This is a genomic window from Roseibacillus persicicus, assembly GCF_014651675.1.
GTDB lineage: Bacteria > Verrucomicrobiota > Verrucomicrobiia > Verrucomicrobiales > Akkermansiaceae > Roseibacillus > Roseibacillus persicicus.
Genome location: NZ_BMXI01000018.1, coordinates 60,271 through 81,193 on the forward strand (window position 1 = coordinate 60,271; position 20,923 = coordinate 81,193).

A 20,923-nucleotide genomic window follows, 5' to 3' on the forward strand; every position below is an offset into this window, starting at 1 on the left:
TATTACTCCTCGTCTTTATCCATCATGATTTCGATCTGATTGCCAACTCTTAATAACAGAGCAAGTTCTTCCACATCAGGCCGCGCCAAAAAGAATCCGTTCCCCTCGGGCAATTCATCTCCCTCGTCTGGCATCGCACGAATCTGCCAGCCTTGATTCTCCAACCAAATCACTTTCTGCGACTCGCGATAGGCTTCGGTGCTGGTGCTGACACTGCGGGTGCCCACCATCCCTTTTTTGTCCTTCACCTTGGTTTGAATCACAACCTTGCTTTGGGAAGGCAGGCGAAATCTTTCAATGGGATACTCCTTAACGAATTCCTCCCGTCGCGGATTTTCCGAAATCGTCCGACGCAGGGTCAAGGCCTTGCGCTTGAGGTCAATCCGCATGTTAAAATTGAGAGCCACCATAAACAGCTCGTCGCCGGGATGAATCTCGAGGCGCTGGAGATTGTTCACCACCATCATGCAGTCGAGGGTGGTCTCATACTTTTTGGCCAGGTTCAGAGGGAACTCGCCTCGCTTGACCACATGCTTCACCTTCCAGTCATTCTCGCCCGGAGCGAAAATTTCATCGAGGTAGATTTCCCCCAAAATCCGGCGGGCATCCTTGGCCGCGGGTGAACCGGGGCTGAAGTTAATGATGAAGTGGAGCTTCTCCTTCGCCTGCTCGAAGTCACCAGTGGCAATCAGCTCCGCCGCTCTCTGCGAAGCCCGATCTCCCGGCTCCACGTCCGGCAACTTATTCGCCTCCAGGTAGAGGAGCATCTCCTGATTATTGCGCTCGGGCACCGCCATCTCGAGCTGGAATCGCTGCACAAGGAAGGCCGTAGCGGCCATCACGGCCAAGACCCCGAACGCGGCAACTCCTTTGCAAATTGTGGAAAATCTCATATTGGCATGCCCCCCTGGAACTAAAGAAGGCCCTTTCGCTTGAAGTCGAAAAGATTAATTCTCTTCGACTTCGAAATCATCTCCATGGCGAAGCGCAGAAGGCAAATCTCCCAAGCGTCATCAACCCCCTCAATGACAGCCTGCATGGGCCGCCCTTCGGCCTTGGCCTGGTCGACCAGCCGCCCTCGGACCACGTCGATAGGCTCATGGATCAAGTCCTCCGTCACTCCGCTCCGCTTGAATTGAAAACCATATTGCAGGAACTGGGGCAACTGCCCCTCTTTCTCCATCCAATCGAAGAGCTTTTTGGCATGGTCGCCAAAACCTTCTGCCGAAATTTCTTCAAACCCCTCGGGGCGAATGATTTGCGGTTGAGACGCCTCCACTTCCCCTTCCCTAATTCGCACCTGCCCCACTTGATCCATCGGCTCGCTCAAAAATTGGAACTCGAAGCGGGTGGAGGTGAAGGTGTCGATTCTTCGATCAGGCTCGTAGAGCACTCGAGTTGTCTCGAGTGCATACTGGACGGTGTCAGGAGAATGAGGTTGCAAGAGAAAAAGGTCGTTCAGTTCGCCAGTTGGTCAAACTGTGAAATCCTGTGCCTTGAGAACAGAAAAGGCGGATCCGACTCGGATCCACCTCTTGAAATCTGTTTTCAGTTTGAGTGAATCTTACTCTCCAGCCTTGTCGACGTAGGCGAGGATGTCGCCCATGCTGGTCAATTTTTCAGCTTCATCGTCGGGAACCTCGATACCGAACTCCTCCTCGATGGCCATAACCAGTTCGACCGCATCCAGCGAGTCTGCGCCGAGGTCCTCCATCAGCTTGGCCTCGGGTGTAACTTGGTCTTCGTTGACGCCGAGTTGCTCGACGATGATATCCTTGATTCGTGCTTCGTTCGTTTTATCGGACATAGGGTCTGTTCAGTAGTTGAGTGTGGGGGGAAGGATTACGCGGCTCTTTCTGAATTGGCAATGGCGAAAATCATTACTCGCTGTCATTTGTAGCGACCTTCTTTTCTTCATTTTCCGGCTCTTCGTCCTCTTCCGGAGCCAATTCAATCAGTTCTCCATGGAAATTGGACAAAATCCGGTCGTAGAGCTTTTGGGCTGGCTCTCCTTCTTCTTTCTTAAACTGGCCGTAGACCATGCCGTCTACCTTGGCCTTTTTCTCGCTTCCCCCGTCATTATAATAAAGATAAGCGAGCCCCTTGGTGTCCCATTTGCGGGCATCGATGCGCTTGATGTCGCCGTAGGGAATCAACTTTCCTCCCGGGGCGGTAAAACCTGCGGAATCGACCTTCATGCTTCGCCCCAGGGTGCGGAGGAAGAAAAAGAGCGCCAGAACAAAGAGCACGGTGCAGAAAATCCCAATGTAGAGCTGTTCCTTAATCTTGGCTTCGGACTTCAACTGATCCGCCGATTTCTCGTCCCACTTTCTGCCCCCGGAATTCGAAAACTCCTTCCACCCCGGAGGACTGGCGATGTTTTTCCCTTGCTCGTAGAGAGGAGAATAGGTCTCGAAATCGGCCAGAATATCCGGCCAAGTTTTTTCAAAATCCGTGTCGGCGGGGACAGTCGGTGCGACCTCGTCCACCTTCTCGCCATCCTTGTCGACCGGGCGGAAGATCTTCTGTGTAGAGGCATACTCTTCCCATTCGGCAGGGCTCTTTCCTTCCTCGAGATGCTTGGCAAAGTCTTCTTTCGCCTGCTCAAATGCGAGGAAATGGTAGCGCTCCACGTTTTTCTCCGGATAGCCCCACTTCCAGTCTTTGAAGAACATGAAGGCGCCCACCCCGAACATGACTGCCATCGCTACGGCGCGCCACAGAAACCACTTGGTCGGCTTGCAAACTAATTCGGTAGAGTCGCTCATGTATTCGTAAGGGAGTTTGCGAGATAAAGTCCCGTTGGCAAGCCCATGATGCCTAAGTTGCGCCAGCGAAGAGGATTGCCCCCTTCCCGCAAACCCTACTTGAGCTCCCGGCCCCAGTTCATTTTGCCGTGGGGGCAGGAGCGAGTCCCACTGGACGCTCGGCTCTCGGTGTGACGGCAAAGGAATTGAAGCCGTAGCCCAGCACTTCATGGGCATCGCAGACCGTCATGAAAGCATTCGGATCCACTTCCTTGACCAGGCGCTTCAATCGCATGACCTCCGGAGCACGGGCTACGACCATCAAAACCTCGCGCTCCTCACCAGAATACCCTCCCTGCCCGTGGAGCTTGGTCACGCCGAGCGGAATCTCGGTCAGGATCCGGGACTCAATTTCGGGGGAAAGCTCGGAGACAATCAGTGCCATTCGCGAGTGGCTCATGCCATTGAGAAGACCCCGGGCGGTCCTGCCGACAATCGCAACACAAATCGCTGCAGCCAAAATCAGCTCGGCATTCCGATACACCAGCGCCGCGGAAAGCAGCACCAATCCGTCCAACAAAATCAGCCCACGGTCCACCGGCAAACCCAAGCGACGGTGAAACAAAAGCGCCAAGGCACTGAACCCTCCCACCGACCCGTTGGCACGAAAGACCAGGCCCATTCCCACCCCCACTCCCGCTCCGCCGGCAAGACTGCCTAGGAGCAAGTCCCCGGTCATTGGCGGCCAGAAGCGGGTCAAGTAAACCGCGGCCGGCAAAGCAATCAGTCCAGCCAAACTTCGAAAGACAAACGCCCGCCCCAGAAACTTGGCCGCAATCACAAGAATGAGAAAATTGAAACCCCATTGCAAAAACGCGGGCTCAATCCCGAACACTTCACTGAATATGAGCGAAAGCCCCACGATCCCCCCCGACGCAATCTCATTCGGGCGCAGCAGAACATTGAACGATGTGCCCGCCAAGAAGCAGCCGAAGAGGATCTGGCTGAGGTCCAACAAGGGACGGGAGACCGGCACACGGGGATGTGGCAGATGCGGAGAGTGACTCATGCCGGACCCTACTTTAATCGTTTTCATCCAAGAACACTTAAAAAGCTAAAAATTGACTAAGCAGTTCTCTCAAATTGGAATTGGTGAACTGTCACCCATTGGGAAACTCTTAAATTTTTGCTTTCTCCAACCCCGCCCCAAGGCCATCACAGGGGCATGTTGACACCAGTTGCTGACCGCCGCGCCACGGGTTCCTTGAAGTGGGATCGCCGCTCCGACCTCGATCCCTTTTGGGTCGCGGACATGGACTTTCAGAGCCCGCCCGAAGTGATCTCCGCGCTGCAGGACCGTGTGAGCCAGGGAGTCTTCGGCTACGCCCTCCCCCATCCCTCGCTTGTCGAGACCTTGCAAACCTATCTTTCCAATCGCATCGGCTACACTGCGAAGGAGGAAGAGATTGTCCACCTCGGCGGTCTCGTTCCTGCCTTGTCCATGGCTGGTCGCGCTTTTGCCCAGCCGGGTGACTCGCTGATGACCTGCACCCCAGTCTATCCTCCATTCTTGGGAGTTCACCACGATGGCGGGACCCAGCTCCTCACCACCGAGCATGTTCAGGTCGAAGGAGTCTGGACCTTTGACTGGGAGAAAATGGTTGCCGCCGTCCGCCCCGACACCAAGGTCTTCATCCTTTCCAATCCTCAGAATCCCCTCGGCCGCGCCTTCACCGAGCGGGAGATGATCAAGCTGGCAACCTTTTGCCAGAAGCTCGGTATCCTTTTGGTCTCTGACGAGATTCACTGCGACCTCATTCTCGACGAAGAGGAGACTCCGCACTTCTCCGCTCTCAATCTGCCGGAGGAACTACGCGAAAACACCATCACGCTGCTCTCGCCCTCCAAGACCTACAACATCGCGGGCCTGGGTTACGCCTATGCGGTCATTCCCAACGATTCCGTCCGCCGTCGTTTTCAATCTGCAAAGGGTCACACCCTCTCCGAGATCAACGCCCTTGCCTACTTCGCCGCCGAAGCCGCCTATCAGCATGGTGAGCCGTGGCGTCAGGAGCTGCTCTCCGTCCTGCGCAAGAACCGCAACTACCTTACCTCCTACCTCGCGGACCAGTTGCCTGAAGTCATCGTGCCCGAGATCGAAGCCACCTACCTCGCGTGGATCGATTGCTCCGCGCTCACCCACGACAATCCCGCCAAGGTTGCGGAGGACAAGGAAAAGCTCTTCCTCTCCGACGGGGCATTCTTCGGGTCTCCCAAAGCGGTCCGGTTCAACTACGGCTGCCCCACCTACCGGGTGCAGGAAGGCTTGGAGAAAATGGTGCGCGCCTTGCGATAAGGATGCTTCTCCCATCCATGCTCATATTCGACATTTTTGGGATCTGATTTTGACAAATTTCACCTAAACTTGCTGGAGGTGAACGACAACCCGACCTCTTCTCAAGCACCTGGAGCATTCCCGGCGACTCGCTGGACCCTGGTGCGTGAGGCGGCGACGTCTGATCCGGCGGCGCTGACCGAGTTGTGTAAAGACTACTGGTTCCCTCTCTACTGCTACGCCCGCCGCTTGCGCGACAATCAGGCCGACGCCGAAGATTTGACGCAAAGCTTTTTCGCCCATCTTCTTTCCAAAGACGGATTGCAGAAAGCGGAACAGGACCGGGGAAAGCTGCGCAGCTTTCTCATCCGTTCCTTGCAGAATTTCGCTATCGACGAGTGGAGGCACGCCAAGCGGTTCAAACGTGGTGGGTTCGCCCAGATAGTCTCCATCGATGCGCAGGAAGCAGAGGAGCGATACCTCTCCGAACCGGTGGAAAAGCTCACTCCCGAAGTCGCCTTCGACCGCGCTTGGGCCAGTCAGCTGCTGGAAGATGTGCTCAACAAGCTTTCCCAATCCTATCATCAGGCGGGCAAAGGCCCCATCTTCGAAAAACTGCGTGAGCAGCTTGTGCCGGGAGGGACACAACAACCCTACGCTCTCGCTGCGGCCGAACTCGGCATGAGCGAGCCGGCGGTGCGCATTGCCGCCTTCAAGCTGCGCAATCGCTATCGGGATCTCCTCAAGCAAACCATCGCCCAGACCGTGAGCAATGAGACCGAAGTGGAAGAAGAACTGGCCCATCTTCGCGCCGCCTTCGTCAATTGATTCCCACTCATGTCCACCATCTGCGAGCGCTGCGGCACCAGCCTTTCCCCCAAAGGCCACTGCCCCAAATGCCTTTTGGAGACGGCGATGCCGGAGAGCAGCCAGAGCCGGGCCGAGCGCCTCTTTCAAGCCTCTCTCGCGCTGCCAACGGAAGAGCGAATTCAGTTCATCGAGAACTCGGTGGGAGACGACCGCGAGGCTCTAACAGATGCGCTTCTCCTGCTGCAGGGTTACGAGGAAGAAGGAGGCGACCAAGGCACCCCGACCCTGGGATCCGCGATCAATGCACGGCTCGAAATGGGAGCAACCGAGAGAGAGGAAGTCGGCACCATTTTTAATAATTTCCGACTTGTTCGCCGCATTGGAGAAGGAGGAATGGGCACCGTGTGGGAGGCCGAGCAAAGCGGAGCGGTCTCGCGACAGGTTGCTCTGAAGGTCATCAAACTGGGGATGGATACCCGCGAAGTGGTGAAGCGCTTTGAGCGGGAACGCCAGGCCCTGGCCCTGATGAACCATCCCTCCATCGCGCAGGTGTTCGAGGCCGGTGCAACTGCCATGGGTCGGCCCTACTTCGTGATGGAACTGGTGGAAGGGCGTGCCATCGATGTCTACCATCGGAAAAAAAGGCTTTCTAACAGGGAGCTGATCGAGCTCTTCATTGAGGTCTGTGGAGCGATTGAACATGCCCATCAGAAAGGCATCATCCACCGCGACCTGAAGCCCTCCAACATTCTCATCAATGAGGAAGGAATCCCAAAGGTCATCGACTTCGGGATCGCACGGGCCACCACCGAATCCAATCATTCCAACTACACCCTCCAAGCGCAGGTCCTCGGAACCCCGGCCTACATGAGCCCCGAGCAAGCGGCGACTGACGGCGAGGACATCGACACCCGAACCGACGTCTATTCCCTGGGGGTTGTGCTCTACGAGCTGCTGACCGGCACCCCGCCCTTCGATCCCGAACGACTGGCCAAGACGGGAGTGCTAGAGATGCAAAAAATCATCCGCGAAGAGCAGCCCCCAAGACCGAGCACTCAAATCGCCCGCGCAAAGCTGAAAAGCGATGCGACTACACCTTCCCCGAAACAGCCCTTCGGCTCCGACCTGGACTGGGTCGTGATGAAGGCCATCTCCAAGGAGCGCGAGCGACGCTATGCCAGCACCGCAGCCTTGGCCGAAGACCTCCGGCGTTATCTCGCCCACGAGCCCGTCACGGCCGCCCCCCCCACCCTGTCCTATCAGTTGGGAAAGTTTTTCCAGCGAAACAAAGCAGCCTCCATCGCGGCGGCTTTGATTTTACTGTCCCTCATTCTCGGCCTGACCTTCAGCCTGCAGCAGACCCACCGGGCCCAAGTTGCGCTCGCAGGCGAAGAGAGGGCCCGCAGACTCGCCGTGCTGACCATCGCCGATCTCTACACCCAGTCGGGAGCGGAAGCCGCGGCCAAGGGACAAGATGAAGTCGCCACCCTCTGGTTTGCCAAGGCGGCTCTCACCGCACGCACCGACCCCGCTCGCTTGGACGCCAACCGCACCCGGGTCGCCGCCTGGCGAAATCAATTTTCCCAACCTGTGGCAGTCTTCGATAGTGGCGAAGACTATGTCTCCGGACTCATTTGGAACGCAACGCAAGACGCCCTCATCGTCTTCATCGAGAACGAATACTACCCGCAAGTCTGGGACATGAGCGAGTCCCCCAAACGTTGGACCATCCCCGTCCCAGATGCCGACCATGCCAGCTGGAGCCCCGATGGAAAACGACTCGCCCTGGCCAATCTTCATAATGCTTTCATCGTCGATTATCCCGGCGGAGATGTTATCGCGACATTGAATACCTTGAGCCCTGCGGCCGCCCCCCTCGCTTGGAGTGCCGATGGGAAAACGCTTTTTATTCCCGGCACGGAAAATCTCGAACGTTGGGTGCCAGAGACCCAGGAACGCCACTCGACCTCCATTCCAGCCCCGTCGCGCTTCCTCCATCTCTCTCAAACGGAGGACACCTTGCTGTTAGTAATGGCACACACTCTGGAAGTTCGCGAGGCAACCCCACCCTTTGCTCTCCGGCATCCCCCCCAGCCCATTTATGAAAAGTCTCAGGCTCAGCTTTTGGGAAAAGGGCATCAATATGCGTTTGTCAGCCCCGATGGACACACCCTGGTCTGCGACATTTTCTCAGGAAATATTATCGAGAACCATGCGGGAGCGATCGGCCCTCACTTCAGAGGGGTCAAATTGTGGGCTAGTCCCTCGGGACGTTATCTAGCGAGAGACAATCATGCGCTCATCGATCGGACGCGCCCGGATTTTTCAGGCCCCATTCTCAATGGCTTCGAGATCGCCTTTGCCCCCGACGAAAGCCAGCTCGCCGCCCAAGTTGGAGGCAAGCAAATCGTGAGCTATGAATTGCCCTCCGGCGAGGTCATCGAGACCGTGGGAGACTCCCACCTTCCACAACTTGCCGTCCGCTATTCACCCGATTCCCGCCTTCTTGCTTTTTCGGAACATGGACTTGTTCGGATTTGGAAATTGCCTGACCGGGATCTCGTCCAGCAGATTGACACCGATAACCCGAGAGGCGGATTTGTCGCGCTCTCCCCCAGTGAAGACCGACTCCTCCCCCTCGGTCACGTGCGCGAAGATGCCAGTCGCAAGACGACCCGCGTCTACCGCACCTCGGATGGTGAACCCGCAGGACCACCCTTTGGCGCCGGAGGAATCATCATGAACGGACTTTTTCTCACTGACGGAGACCTGGTCGCTCTAGCGGTCAGCACCACCCCCGATCGAACGACGGGGAAAATGAGAGTCGACCCGGGAAGTGGCTTCGTCCAAATCTGGAACTCCCGGACCGGGCAGGCTGTCAGCGAGCCTATCGAAGTCCCCTCCGAACCACGAGGGCTTGCCCGCCATCCCTACAAAGACCTTCTCGCGGTGGCCTGCGCCGGAGGCGAACGGCTCGAGATCGACCTCGACACCTACCAAGCCTCCACCCTCTACACCACCCCTCAAGGGTTCTCCGACAACGGAGCGATCTCCAACTCCGGTCGCTGCCGCTACTCGCCCGATGGCCGCCACCTGATCACCTGGGGCTTCTGGAGCCACGAGGTCTGGGACCGCGATAGACATGAGTTTCTTCTTCCTCCCCGCCCTCAGGAGTCCACGGTCTTTGACCTCTCGATCACGGACCACATTCTCGCTGCTGGAGTGGTTGTGAAAAACGATCGCGTGGAGTTCCTCGACCTCGCAACCGGCAAACCCGCACGGGCGAACTTTCCCTACAATGGCTGGTGCATGGTTTGCCGCCTTAGCCCCTCGGGCGAACGATTGCTTCTCGCCGGGGGCGACTTGAGATCCCGGGTCTTGGATTGGAAGAACGACGTCCGGCTGGGCCCCGACATTCGCACCCCCCAGTCCCCCCTCACCGGCACCTTTCTACCAGATGAAAAAGGCATCGTGCTCGGCGGATACGATCCGGAGATCACTTTTTCTGAAATCCGGAGCGGCCGCCCTCTGCGCCCCCCCGTTCCCCACTACGGCGGTTGGGTTTTGGACCTGCAAGTCATCAACGAAGGGAAAAATCTGCTCATCACCACTCAGTATGCCAACCCGGCTCTACTCAGTTTGGAAAAGGCCTTTCCGGTCTCTCCCCACTCTCTGGAGCAAGACCTCCTCCTCGCCGAGATCCACGCCAACGCCACCATCAGCGAAAACGGCGGACTCGAACGCCTCACTCGCCAGCAGTGGCTGGAGAAATGGCAGCAGTATCAGAAAGGTTCTTTCTAACAACCGAGGGCACGCCCCCTCAATCCGCGCTCCATCCGACAGCTCACCCTCGGACCAGGTCTTTGCGAAGAAATCACCACCCGAGGCCGAAACATTCTCGGACAAAAGTCTTAGTAGGTGATGAACACTCTATCCGTCGCGAACCCTAGAACCATGAACAACGCAATCAAAACCATCTTGCTGGTAGTGACCCTCGTCCTGATTAGCTGCTTCACAATGATTGACTGGAGTGACCCGTCTTCATCTGCCAAGAGCCCTTCAGAGTCCTCAGCCCAAGTAGCAGCTGAGCAGAAAGAACACGGCAATCACCCCTCCATTCCCGAGCCGGAAAAGATAACGGAGATGCGCCTCGTTCGAGCTGACCAAGAGCAAATCGCCCCTCCGAATGTGGCGGCTGCCGCCCCAAAATTCGACCCACGCTTCGAGCAACCCGCCACGCAGGCCGGACTTTTCGGTCCCGACGAAGCCACGATGCAGAAGCATGCCGCCGAGGCCTTGGCTCGCAGCCAACGGGAAAAAGCCGAGGCGGAAGAATGGGCGAGAGAGAACCATTGGCCACTTGCCGGAGTCAACGAGGATGGCATGGGCTTTGAAATCATGCGACTCGAGAATGGGGCCCCTGTCTACAATGGTACCCAAAACACCAATGCCCGCATCTCGCACAATGTCTCCCGAATCAACCAGTTCGACACTCCCGGGAGCAACCCGAACCTGAGCGGAGATGATTGGACGGTCGCTCTTTTCGAACTCGGCAAGCCGCGCCTATCCCACCACGACTTTGCTTTGTATTCAGACCTGGGCTCCCCCCGGGTGACCTATCGAGACGAAGGAATCAGGTGCGAGAAAGTCCTCAACGAAATTCAGGATCACGCCACTCACGTCCTGGGAACCCTGATCGGCAACGGCTACAGCGAGCCCGATGCCAGAGGGATGGCCTGGCTGGCAAACGCGGTGGCCTTCAACTGGTGCGATGACGACGCAGAGATGCGCTCCATTGGCGCAACCGCACCCAATCAGCCCGACCGAGTCTATGTCTCCAATCATTCCTACGGAGAGATTGCAGGATGGGCAAAGCTGACTCCCTCCAACCTACTGGGAGATGCCTTCGGTGGAAAAAAATGGGTGGGACGAGCAGGAGATTCCGAGCCCCGTGCCTTTGGACTGTATGGTTCCACAGCCAGAGAATATGATAAAACCTGCCGCTTGGCCCCTTACCTCCTGCCCTTCATCGCAGCGGGGAATGACCGGGGAGAGTTGCCAAGCCATCTGCAGGAAGTCCAATGGCCAGCCTACAATGCGGACGGCACCGTCAACTCTTCACCCAACGAAGCGGTTTGGGGGCTCTCAGCTGGAGACGCACCGGGTCCGGATGGAGGAACAAGCGGCTTTGATTCCATCCTGACGAGCTCAATCGGTAAGAATCCCATGATCGTAGGCAACTTCCAGGACGCCGTTTCGTCAGACAGCCGCTCGATCTCAGGAATCGAGATGGTCAGCTCCTCGGGCTTTGGCCCCACTGACGACGGTCGAATCAAACCCGACATTGTGGCAAATGGGGCCGCGGTCTACTCCGCGACCAAAGGTGCGGACGATGCATACGGGGATAAAACCGGCACCTCCATGGCCACCCCCGGAGCCGCCGGGACCGCGCTACTACTCCATCAGCATTACAAGAACTTGACTGGGCAAACCATGCGGGCCTCGACCCTGAAAGCCCTGATGATCCACACCGCGACCGACATCCTGAACCCCGGGCCTGACTACAAGTCGGGTTGGGGACTCGTCGATGCCTGGAAAGCGACCCAGCACATTGACCTGCACGCTGACCACCCCGGCAACTTCCACATCTACGAAGACTTTCTCTCAGAAGAAAGACGGGAGATCCGGCTGCAATTCACCGCCAGTTCTCCCGTCAAGGCGACCCTCGTCTGGACCGATCCGGAAGGCTCGACTAAAAGCAATCTGGACGATCCGACCCCCGTGTTGGTCAACGACCTCGATATCGTCCTGCGGGGTCCAAACGGAACCTTTTACCGGGCTCCCCAGTTGAATCTTTCCAACCCGAACGCACTCCCCGTCTACAGTGGGAATGCCATTGATACCGTGGAACAACTGGGTGGAGGACAGCAGGACATCCCGGCAATGCCTGGCATTTATGAGCTCATCATCTCTTACGATGGTGACCTGAGCGAACCGTCCGCCCAGGACCCCGACAACAAAAAGCAGGTCTTCTCTCTCATGCTTGAGGGCAATACTCCCGAAAGCATTGGCACCTTGGCCGATGCGGTTGATTCCCTCGACCGAAGCTTCACCAGACCGACATCCGGAGCCGTCGCCGGTTTCGCCTATCAGGCAGACGCCTCAGCCAATGATTCTGATCGCGCGGTCAATCTTCCCATTGACCACAGCGAGAGCGCTGCTTGCGAGACCACTGTTGATGGCCCTACGACCGTTTCGTTCTCTTGGGGGGTCAGCTCAGAAGCCAATTACGATTATCTTCGCTTCTACCTCGACGACACCCTGATAGAGGAAATTTCAGGGGACGTCGCCACCCATGTCTACGCCTATGTCGTTCCGGCTGGAAGTCACACCTTGCGCTGGTCCTATGAGAAGGACTCTAACACGAACTCGGGCTCCGATCAGGGCTGGGTTGATGCCATCAGCTTCAATAACTTTACCGATGGGATCGATAACTCTGATTACTTGTGGACTCAAACTTCATTGTCATCCCTGCCATGGGGAAACATCGAGATTGAAGCCAGTGCGATCCCAACAGGAGACATCGCCAGGTCCGGTGACGTGGAGCCCCTCGAATACTCGGAGATGACGACCACCATCGAAGGCCCGGCGCTGGTTCAATTCACCATGGCGCAAACCGCCCCCAACGGAACGTTACGCGCGAAATGGCCTACGGGGTTCATCCTCCATTCAAAGGGCAATGTCTATAGGCGCTATTCCGCCATCCTTGGGCCAGGGAGCCATGAGTTCACCTTCAGTTGGCGCAATCCTGTTGAGGAAAGTGGTCACGGCTTAATCGATCAATTCATGGTGACTCCTCTTCCTGACGATGGCTCTCTGGGCCAAGCTGCCGACATTCCTCTCGATGCGGAATACACCGACCTCATGCTGGCAGATGCTAGCGAGGCAGCGTGGATTCCCGACGTATCCAATGCCGCTCCAACCGGCCGCAGCAGAGAGCCGGGAGCCTCCGCCATCCGAACGGTATTCACGCCAATGTCGGAGTTTCCCAATACTACGAACAACACGGCGGTCACCTATACCGTCAAGGGGCCCTCCCTTCTCTCGTTCTGGTGGCAATGCACGGGCGCTCCAGACGGGAATCTCAAGTTGGAGGTCCTCCAGGTAAACGTCGATACCGAGTATCACGATGCCTCGCCAGCCTCCAATGGGCCAAGGGCGCTTGAGCCTATCTCCGGGGGCACAGGCTGGCAGCAAGTTTACTATGAAGTCCCCGATGGACTCTACGTCTTCCGCTGGTCATATACAGCCGGTGCGAACGACGTGCCCGGCTCGGCTTGGCTTGACCAAATCTCGGTAACGCCCGACGCAACCCACCCCGCAAGAGGACTCGACCACTGGAGCCAGCGCTGGGAAAGCTACGGAGACGCAGGTTGGTATGCGGAGTCAGATAACAGTAACGGTGGCATCGACAGCACCAGCCATGGTAAGATCTCCGACAACGAAAGCACGACTCTCACCACAACGGTGGTTGGTCCGAAAAAACTCTTTTTCAATTGGAAGGTCAGTAGCGAAGCCAATTGGGACTTTCTCCGCTTCACCATGGATGGCGAAGAACTCGTGCCTGGAATCTCTGGGACTACCGATTGGAGCACCGTCAAAATCGATATTCCAGCGGGCAATCACGTGCTGCGCTGGACCTATGAAAAGGATATCAGTAATAGTTTGGGCGAGGATCGGGGTTGGGTCGATAGCGTCGCCATCCTGCGACCTGACTTCGGTATCGCTTCGGTGAATGTTCAATCTGCCAGCGGCTATAATCTCATTAGCATCAGAAAAGATCAGACCGCAGGCTTCTTCTTGGAAGCCAGCACTGACCTTCTCAATTGGACCACTCTCGGGGCCACCCCCAGTAGCCTCAATAGTTCTGGAATGATTTCCCCTCGGCTCGAAAACTACAGCACTCTAGACTCCACCACTGAACGCTCACGGTACTACCGTCTTCGCTTCGAGCCGGAGGTGGCCATCGAAATCGAGAATCCTGACTTCGAAGTTCCCTTCCTCATCAGCGCCAACCCTCCCTTCTTGCAATCCGGACCAGGTTGGACCGATGACAACGACGGTGAGGGCCAAACTGTCTTTGAGTTCGTTCAGGGCTTTAGCTCAACGGGACTCAATCATTTCAGTGTCGCTGGCGGAACTTACGCCGAGACCAAGGATAGCTTCTTCACCTACAGCGGCGTGCTCTCGGTCACGGCTGCGATTGGCAATCGTCCGGGTTTCACCACCCCAAATAACGTCAGCAGCGTCGCCTTGATGAACCAAGGTGAATTGGCGCGCAGCTCCCACTTCGCCACCAACATCCCCGAGGGCACCTTTAAGGACGGCTTCCCGGCAAGCTTCGATTTCTTCAGCACCGATCCCGACTCCTATTATGACGTCAAAGTCCGCCTAATTTCTGAAGGTTCTCGCTCCAACTTTGACAACGTTCGAGTCGTGCTCGAGCCCCGATAGAACTCGCCTAATCCGGTCCCCCTAGAACGAGAAAGGCTGAAGCGGTTGCGAAAACCACTTCAGCCTTTTTCCTTTAAAGTGATTACTCTCTAGGCGACCTCGACCACCAGCGCCACTTCAACACAGACGTTGAGAGGCAGACTCGCGACCCCCACTGCCGCGCGGGAATGGGAGCCGATCTCGGAGCCAAAGACTTCCACCAGAGTGTCAGAAGCGCCGTTGATGACTTGCGGAACATCACCAAAGTCAGAAGCCGCATTCACGAAGCCCTGCACCGAAACCACGCGAGTCACTTTGTCGAGGGAGCCGAGCTCCTTGCGAATGACCGCCAGTCGGCCCAGGACAGAATTCCGTGCGGCCTCTTTGGCCACCTCGGGGCTCACTTGGGTGGGGACTTGTCCTTTGTAGGATTCGTTGGCCAGGTCCGGCAGTCCACCTGAGATAAAGAGCAGGTTGCCCGTGCGCACCGCGTTGACGTAGCTGGCAACCGGGCTGGCGGGTTCGGAGAGTGTGATACCGAGTTCTTGTAATTTTGCTTCCGCAGACATGGCGGGACGTTAGCGAATCCAGCCCACGGGTCGAGCCCTCTTCGTGGCTGATACAATCCGAGTGGCCTTTGCCTTCTCTTTCTCAACGAGATGACTATCTTTCCGCCCAATGAAAGACGTTTACACCCTGGCGGACCTCGATGACCAAGCCACGCTGAACCCGGAGGGAACCAAGCCTGCCAAGCTGGCCGTCATCGGTCATCCGGTGGCCCACTCGCAATCTCCCCAACTGCACCAGCCGGCCTTGGACGCGTTGGATATCGACGCGCGCTACATTCGCCTTGACCTGGAACCCGGGGAACTGCCTGCCGCCTTTGCAAAAATGAAGGAGCTCGGGTTCGTGGGCACCAACGTGACCGTTCCTCATAAATTCGAAGCCCTCTCGGCCTGCACCGATCTCGATCCAGCGGCGGAAGCCTTGGGAGCGGTCAACACCGTTCTCTTTGGCGACGGCGAGGACCTGCTCGGATTCAATACCGACGGCCCGGGATTCGTGCGGGCTATTCGGGAGGAGTTCTCGGTCGATGTGCGCGACCTGCGCATCATGATCGTCGGCGCGGGCGGCGGTGCCGGTCAGGCCCTTGCCACCCAATGTGCCCGCGAAGGCTGCGAGCAGCTGGTGCTGGTCAACCGCTCTTTGGAAAAGTTGGAAACCCTCGCCACGCGGCTGGAGCCCTACTTCGAATCGGAAAAACTCAATGGCCCCGGCGAGCGGCTCGAGATCTACGCCCTCGACTCCCCTCACCTCCCCGAGATTGCCGGCCACTGCGACCTCCTCGTCCAAACCACCTCGCTAGGACTTAAGGCCACCGACCCGGCGCCAATCCCCAGCTCCTGCCTGCAGCCGCACCACCTCGTCTACGACACCATCTATCAGCCCGCCCGCACCAAGTTCCTGCGCAACGCCGAAGCCAACGGAGCACGCATTGCCAACGGCCTTTCTCTCCTCCTCCATCAGGGCGCCCTGTCCTTCGAATACTGGTTCCCGGGAACAAGTCCGCTGGATGCAATGCGAAAGGGTCGGTCCTAGCATCCGGGCGGTTCGGCGATAGAACCTTTTTCCGTCCTCGGCACGGCCGCCTGTTAGAAAAAAGCCCGGGGTAAATTGAGAGCCAATCAATGTCAGCCCACCGCTAGCATGAGCGGTCGGGTCGTCGCAGGGTCTGTTGCTCTCAATGACACACACACCACAACTCACCCTGTTGTCACTCTCTCTGGCTACGACTGCCGCCATGGGGCAATCCAACGGCGACTTCGAACTCGAACCGACCCTCGTCACTGCCGAACGCGTGGCGGAGGACGCCTCTTCCGACCAATTGGTCAATCCGGCTCTCAACCTTGGTGGCAAATTGCCCCACTCCATCTTCGAGACTCCACGCGCTGTGGAGGCGATCACCCGGGAAGAGTTTGTCCAACGCGGTGCACAAAACCTTGAGGAAGCCGCCCGCTACACCTCGGGAGTCCAGAGCGCCTACTACGGCTTGGACAATCGGCAGGACTTCGTTCGGATCCGAGGCATGCGCTCGCAAAACTATCGCGACGGACTCCAGTATAATTTTAATTTTTACAACAACACTCCACAAGAGAACTACGCTATCGAGCAAGTCGATATCGTGAAGGGTCCCGCCTCCCTTCTCTTCGGCAACGGCACTGCGGGAGGAACGGTCAATACCGTCTCCAAGATTGCGGGGCCCGATGCCAAGAACGAGATCATGGCAGGCTACGGCTCGCACGACCGCATGCAGTTTGGCCTCGATTACAACCAAGCGGTCAACGAAGAAGAAACGGTCTTTCTGCGGCTGGTCAGCTACTTTCGCCAATCCGACACCTACGTGGATTTTGTCAACGACGACTCCTGGTTCGTAATGCCCTCTCTGACTTGGAAACCCACGGAGGACACTTCGCTGAGCGTTCTCTTCAACTACCAAGAGAATGAGAGCATGCCATCGCTCCAGTTCTACCCATACGAAGCCACCCAAGTGCCAGGCTTCACTCTCCGAAACAATCTCTATGCCGGCGAGCCCAGCATCGACCGCTACAACACCAGTCAAAAGAGCGCGAGTCTCATCTTCAAACATCAGTTCAACGACACCTATTCGTTCAACTCGACCTTACGCTACCTTCAATCCTCCGCGGATTATGTGGAACACACCATCGTGCCTCCTCTGATTGCCCAAGGGGTTTTCGGACCGGGCACTCCGGCTGGAACCTATCACCGACTGCTCTACGCCTCCGATCACGAGACCGATGTGTTCTCCGGGAATATGGCTCTCAATGCCAAATACGAACTCGGCACCGTCAAGCACGAGCTGCAGCTGGGCTTTGACTTCAATCGCGCGGACCGCGAACGCTACACCCTGCCGCCCAACCCGGGTCTCTATAATCTGAACTATGTTTACGGAGGCGCGCTGGACTTCACCAATCCCAACTACGGGGCGATGGCCGCGACCCTGCCTGACCGCACCGAACTCGACACCTTCGAGGAGGAGCTCTACGGCATCTACCTGAGCGATCGGATCGAGTGGAACAACTTCATCGTCTCGCTGGGTGCACGCTATGACGACTACAGCTTGGCCACCAACCAGCTGCCTTCCGACACGCAACAAAACTGGTCCTTCGACGCAGGAGTCATGTATCAATTCGACAACGGAGTTTCGCCCTACTACTCCTACGCCGAGTCCTTCGAGCCCCAGGGGGTGAACGACCTCACCGGAGACCCGCTCAAGCCCAAAGAAGGAACCCAGCATGAAATCGGAGTCAAGTGGATGCCTGACGAAAGGACTCTCTTCACCGCTTCCTACTTCGACATTGAGGAAGCCAACCGCGTGTTCCGTCCCGACCCCTTCACCGTGACCCAGTCCAGCAGCGTGGACATCCAAGGAGCCGAGGCTTCCCTGCAGCACCGCAGCGGCGACTTCTTCTTTCAGTCTGCCTTCACCTATCTGGATACCGCGAACAATGACATCGACGGTTCTCCTGCACTCGCTGGCGTTCCCGACTACCAAGCTTCCGCCTGGCTCACCTACTCGCCACAGGAAGGGCCGCTCGCCAACTTCCGCGCCGCTCTCGGTGCCCGATACACCGGCACCAGTTCAGATGGACGGGATGCGCTCGAAACCAAGTCACACACTTTGGTCGATGCCATGCTGGGCTATTCTTGGGACGACTTCGACATTCAACTCTCGGTGTCCAACCTTTTCGACAAGCAATACATCCAGACCATTGAAACCAGCGAAACACTCGGTGCCGACGTCTCCAGCGCCTTCCTCGGGCAAGATCGTTCGATCAACTTGACCGCGACCTACAGCTTCTAACAGACCATTCGAATCTCATTCGTCGGACATCCTCCGCGCGTCACGCTCTCAGCTGGCGCCGGGGGATGTTTTCTTTTTCAAATACTCATTCAGCTCTGCCCCCCGGAAGCTCCCGCAGCTTTTTCCGTAAGGTGCTGCGGTTGATTCCGAGCTCCCGAGCCATGCGTGAGGGCTTGCCGTCGAATCTCTTTAAAAGCTCTCCAAGCAAAAGTCCCTCCACCTGTCCTTGAATTTCCTGATAGGTCATGGAGTTCAGATCCAGCCCTTCGATCCAAGCATCCAGGCACTCTTCCAAAGGACTGGCCTCTGCAACTATTCTGCCGCTGCCACCTTGCAGGTATTCCGGCAGGTCCTCCACTCTCACCTCCCCGGTTCCGCCCCGCGCACTGATGCAAAAGCTCACCACGTTGCGCAGCTCCCGCAAATTCCCCGGCCAGTCATAGCCCTGCAATTTCTCGAGAACTTCTCCCCCGAACTTCAAGCGCCCCCCGGAATCGATTTGCCCGAGAAAATGATAAGCCAAGGCCGGCAGGTCCCCGAGCCGCTCCTTCAGTCCCGGCAGAAAAATCTCTAACACCTGCAGGCGGTAATAGAGTTCAGCCTCCAGAGTCCCTTCTTCGACTTTCCCCCGCAGTCCCTCTTCGTCGCAGGTCACAATCAGCCGCGGCAAGCTCGCCACTTCGCGCTCGTCTAACAGTCGGATCAATTCTCGTTGCGAAGCCTTGCTGAGGACCGCGACATCTTCGATCACCAGAGTCGCCCCCTCCTCTGCCGACAAGGCCCGCTCGAACTCTTTGCTCTCCACCTCGGGGGCCGCGTGCAGCCAGAGCAAGCGCCCGCCCGAATGATTGCCGATCAAGGTCGCCACATGCGAACGCCCGGTGCCTGCAGCACCTCGAATCACCAGTGGCTCGCGCGACAAGCAGGCGTGCGCGGTTTTCTGGAAAACCTCCTGCATCGCCGGGGCGGCCCCAATCAATGCGGTGGTCTTATGCTCCGTTTCCGCAGGCTCCCGCTGGGGCTCTTCGATGTCGCCCAGAAACTCCTCCAGCTCATCAAAGGCGACCGGTTTGGTCAAAAAGCGCACCACCCCCAGCTTGCGCGCCTCGATGGCATTCTCGATTTCGCCATGCGCAGTCACCACCGCCACCAACGGCATCTCTCCCCCCCTCCAATCTTCTAACAGCGACAAGCCATGACCATCGGGCAAGCCCAGATCGAGCAGAATTCCTCCGAACTCACCTTTCTCCAATTCCTCCCGGGCGTGGGTCAAAGAGCCCACCAATTCCGGCTGTAATTTCACCCGCTCCACCGCCGACGCCAGGGCCAAGCCAAGGGAACGATTATCCTCCACTATCAATACTCGAGTGCTCATGCTGCTTTCTCCCTTCGACTCAAAGTTCCTTCCACGCTCGCTCCGGATTCCCCGAGATTTCGAGCTGTAACCGCGCCTCCGTGGGCCTCGACCACTCCCTTCACCAAAGCCAGGCCGAGACCGATGCCTCCTTCGCGTTCGGAGTAAAAAGCTTCCCCGAATGACTGCAAGGCCTTGGCTGAGAAGCCTTCTCCAGCATCAGCTACCGAAAAAGAAACCCCATCCCCTGTTCCTACTAGATTGATCGTAACAGTCCCTCCTCCTGGCATGGCTTGCACCGCATTTTGAATTAAGTTTCGAAAGACCTGCTCCAAACGGGTGCGGTCTCCCCAGCACCGCAAGTCCCCCTCCTGCTGCAGCTTCAGCTCACAGCGATGATAGCGGGCCCAAGCCTCCACCCGCTTGACCAATTCCTCCAACAACGCGCCCAGATCCACCTCTCCCATCTTGGGAGGCTCCGGTCTCGCCACGAACAACCATTGATTCACCAGCGAGACAATCTCCTCGGCATCATCCCGAATCATCTGCCCCACCTCCGCCTGCGCCCCTCCCTCCAAGGTCCGCGCCTGCATCAGAATCGCTGCCGCCGGATTCTTCACCTCATGCGCCATGGAAGTCGCCATCTTTCCTAACAGGGCCATCTGTTCGGCGGCTTTCCGACGCTCTTGCTCCGCTGCCAAACGAGCCCGCGAACGAGCCAAGGCAAACGCTGAACCCAAAGCGAGAGCGACCGCAATTCCCACCGGCCAAACAATCTCACGCCGGGTGCCCATCGCCAGCACCCTAGGCTTTCGCTGGAGAGCCACCAGCTTGGCTCCGCCTTGGTCGCCAGCCGCAATCGGAAAAGCGACCGCCATCCAATCCGCGTCGGAGAGAACCTCCCCTTCCTGCCCGTTCTCCAACGTCCGCCACGCCAGATTGAGTTCGTCCTCAGACCACTTCTTCGCGGTGCGGAAGCCACCGTCCGGCAGCAAAAAACCAATTTCGATTCCGCTCAGGGAGCCAAAGTGCCCCGCCAACTCGCCACTCAGCGGCAGCCTCAAATCGCCCGCCAACTGCGCCTGCGACTCGCCCACCTCGCGCAAGCTCCGCCTCTCCTCGCTGACCCGCATTTGACCCGACCACCAGAGCACCAGCACCCCCGCCACCAGAATCAGCAAAATCTGCGACAACAGATATTGCGAAAAAACCTTTCCCTCCAGAGCAGTCATGAACGCGAATTGACCACCTTCCACCCCCCAAGGGAACAATTTTTATCCAAAAATGAATTCAGGGCCCTC

General features: G+C 57.5%; 14 protein-coding genes. 6 read left to right on the forward strand and 8 right to left on the reverse strand.

Annotation, left to right across the window (positions count from 1 at the left end):
* Positions 1-2: 2 nt before the first annotated feature.
* The 5 genes from IE099_RS18070 to IE099_RS18090 form a co-directional block, all read right to left on the reverse strand.
* Complete coding sequence (locus IE099_RS18070; RefSeq protein ID WP_189573218.1) at positions 3-893, reverse strand: LysM peptidoglycan-binding domain-containing protein; 891 nt, start codon at positions 891-893, stop codon at positions 3-5.
* A 20-nt stretch (positions 894-913) separates the two neighbouring features.
* A complete protein-coding gene (locus IE099_RS18075) occupies positions 914-1,444 on the reverse strand; it encodes a hypothetical protein (RefSeq protein ID WP_229809582.1) in 531 nt (176 codons plus the stop codon).
* A gap of 120 nt (positions 1,445-1,564) precedes the next feature.
* The gene (locus IE099_RS18080) at positions 1,565-1,807 is read right to left on the reverse strand and encodes an acyl carrier protein (RefSeq protein WP_189573222.1); all 243 of its coding nucleotides are present in this window, start codon (positions 1,805-1,807) and stop codon (positions 1,565-1,567) included.
* Positions 1,808-1,880: 73 nt separating this feature from the next.
* Positions 1,881-2,768, reverse strand: coding sequence for a hypothetical protein (locus tag IE099_RS18085; RefSeq protein ID WP_189573224.1), 888 nt, complete (start codon positions 2,766-2,768; stop codon positions 1,881-1,883).
* A gap of 118 nt (positions 2,769-2,886) precedes the next feature.
* Entirely contained in the window at positions 2,887-3,816 is a 930-nt protein-coding gene (locus IE099_RS18090) for a YitT family protein (protein WP_189573226.1), read from the reverse strand.
* Positions 3,817-3,972: 156 nt separating this feature from the next.
* Between IE099_RS18090 and IE099_RS18095 the strand changes: the two genes are divergently transcribed.
* The 4 genes from IE099_RS18095 to IE099_RS18110 all read left to right on the forward strand — a co-directional run bounded on the left by IE099_RS18095 (position 3,973) and on the right by IE099_RS18110 (position 14,406).
* Positions 3,973-5,103, forward strand: coding sequence for a MalY/PatB family protein (locus IE099_RS18095; RefSeq protein WP_189573228.1), 1,131 nt, complete (start codon positions 3,973-3,975; stop codon positions 5,101-5,103).
* 78 nt (positions 5,104-5,181) lie between these two features.
* The gene (locus IE099_RS18100; RefSeq protein WP_189573230.1) at positions 5,182-5,910 is read left to right on the forward strand and encodes an RNA polymerase sigma factor; all 729 of its coding nucleotides are present in this window, start codon (positions 5,182-5,184) and stop codon (positions 5,908-5,910) included.
* A gap of 9 nt (positions 5,911-5,919) precedes the next feature.
* Positions 5,920-9,693 carry a WD40 repeat domain-containing serine/threonine protein kinase gene (locus IE099_RS18105; protein ID WP_189573233.1) on the forward strand — a complete coding sequence of 1,258 codons (3,774 nt, stop codon included), beginning with the start codon at positions 5,920-5,922 and terminating at the stop codon, positions 9,691-9,693.
* 153 nt (positions 9,694-9,846) lie between these two features.
* On the forward strand, positions 9,847-14,406 hold the full coding sequence (locus tag IE099_RS18110; RefSeq protein WP_189573235.1) for a S8 family serine peptidase: 4,560 nt from the start codon (positions 9,847-9,849) through the stop codon (positions 14,404-14,406).
* Between the two features lie 89 nt (positions 14,407-14,495).
* Here the strand turns inward: IE099_RS18110 and IE099_RS18115 are convergent, their stop codons facing one another.
* Positions 14,496-14,954, reverse strand: a complete 459-nt coding sequence (locus IE099_RS18115) for a RidA family protein (protein WP_189573238.1) — start codon at positions 14,952-14,954, stop codon at positions 14,496-14,498.
* Between the two features lie 109 nt (positions 14,955-15,063).
* Here IE099_RS18115 and aroE point away from each other — a divergent pair, with 109 nt between their 5' ends.
* A complete protein-coding gene (gene aroE, locus IE099_RS18120; protein WP_189573241.1) occupies positions 15,064-15,984 on the forward strand; it encodes a shikimate dehydrogenase in 921 nt (306 codons plus the stop codon).
* A gap of 145 nt (positions 15,985-16,129) precedes the next feature.
* Positions 16,130-18,268: a TonB-dependent siderophore receptor gene (locus IE099_RS18125; protein ID WP_194598405.1), complete on the forward strand. Its 2,139-nt coding sequence runs from the start codon at positions 16,130-16,132 to the stop codon at positions 18,266-18,268.
* Between the two features lie 85 nt (positions 18,269-18,353).
* Here IE099_RS18125 and IE099_RS18130 read toward each other — a convergent pair whose 3' ends face one another.
* Positions 18,354-19,643, reverse strand: a complete 1,290-nt coding sequence (locus IE099_RS18130; RefSeq protein WP_189573246.1) for a sigma-54-dependent transcriptional regulator — start codon at positions 19,641-19,643, stop codon at positions 18,354-18,356.
* The gene (locus IE099_RS18135; protein WP_189573249.1) at positions 19,640-20,854 is read right to left on the reverse strand and encodes a sensor histidine kinase; all 1,215 of its coding nucleotides are present in this window, start codon (positions 20,852-20,854) and stop codon (positions 19,640-19,642) included. Before IE099_RS18135 ends, IE099_RS18130 begins: the two co-directional genes overlap by 4 nt.
* Positions 20,855-20,923 lie beyond the last annotated feature (69 nt).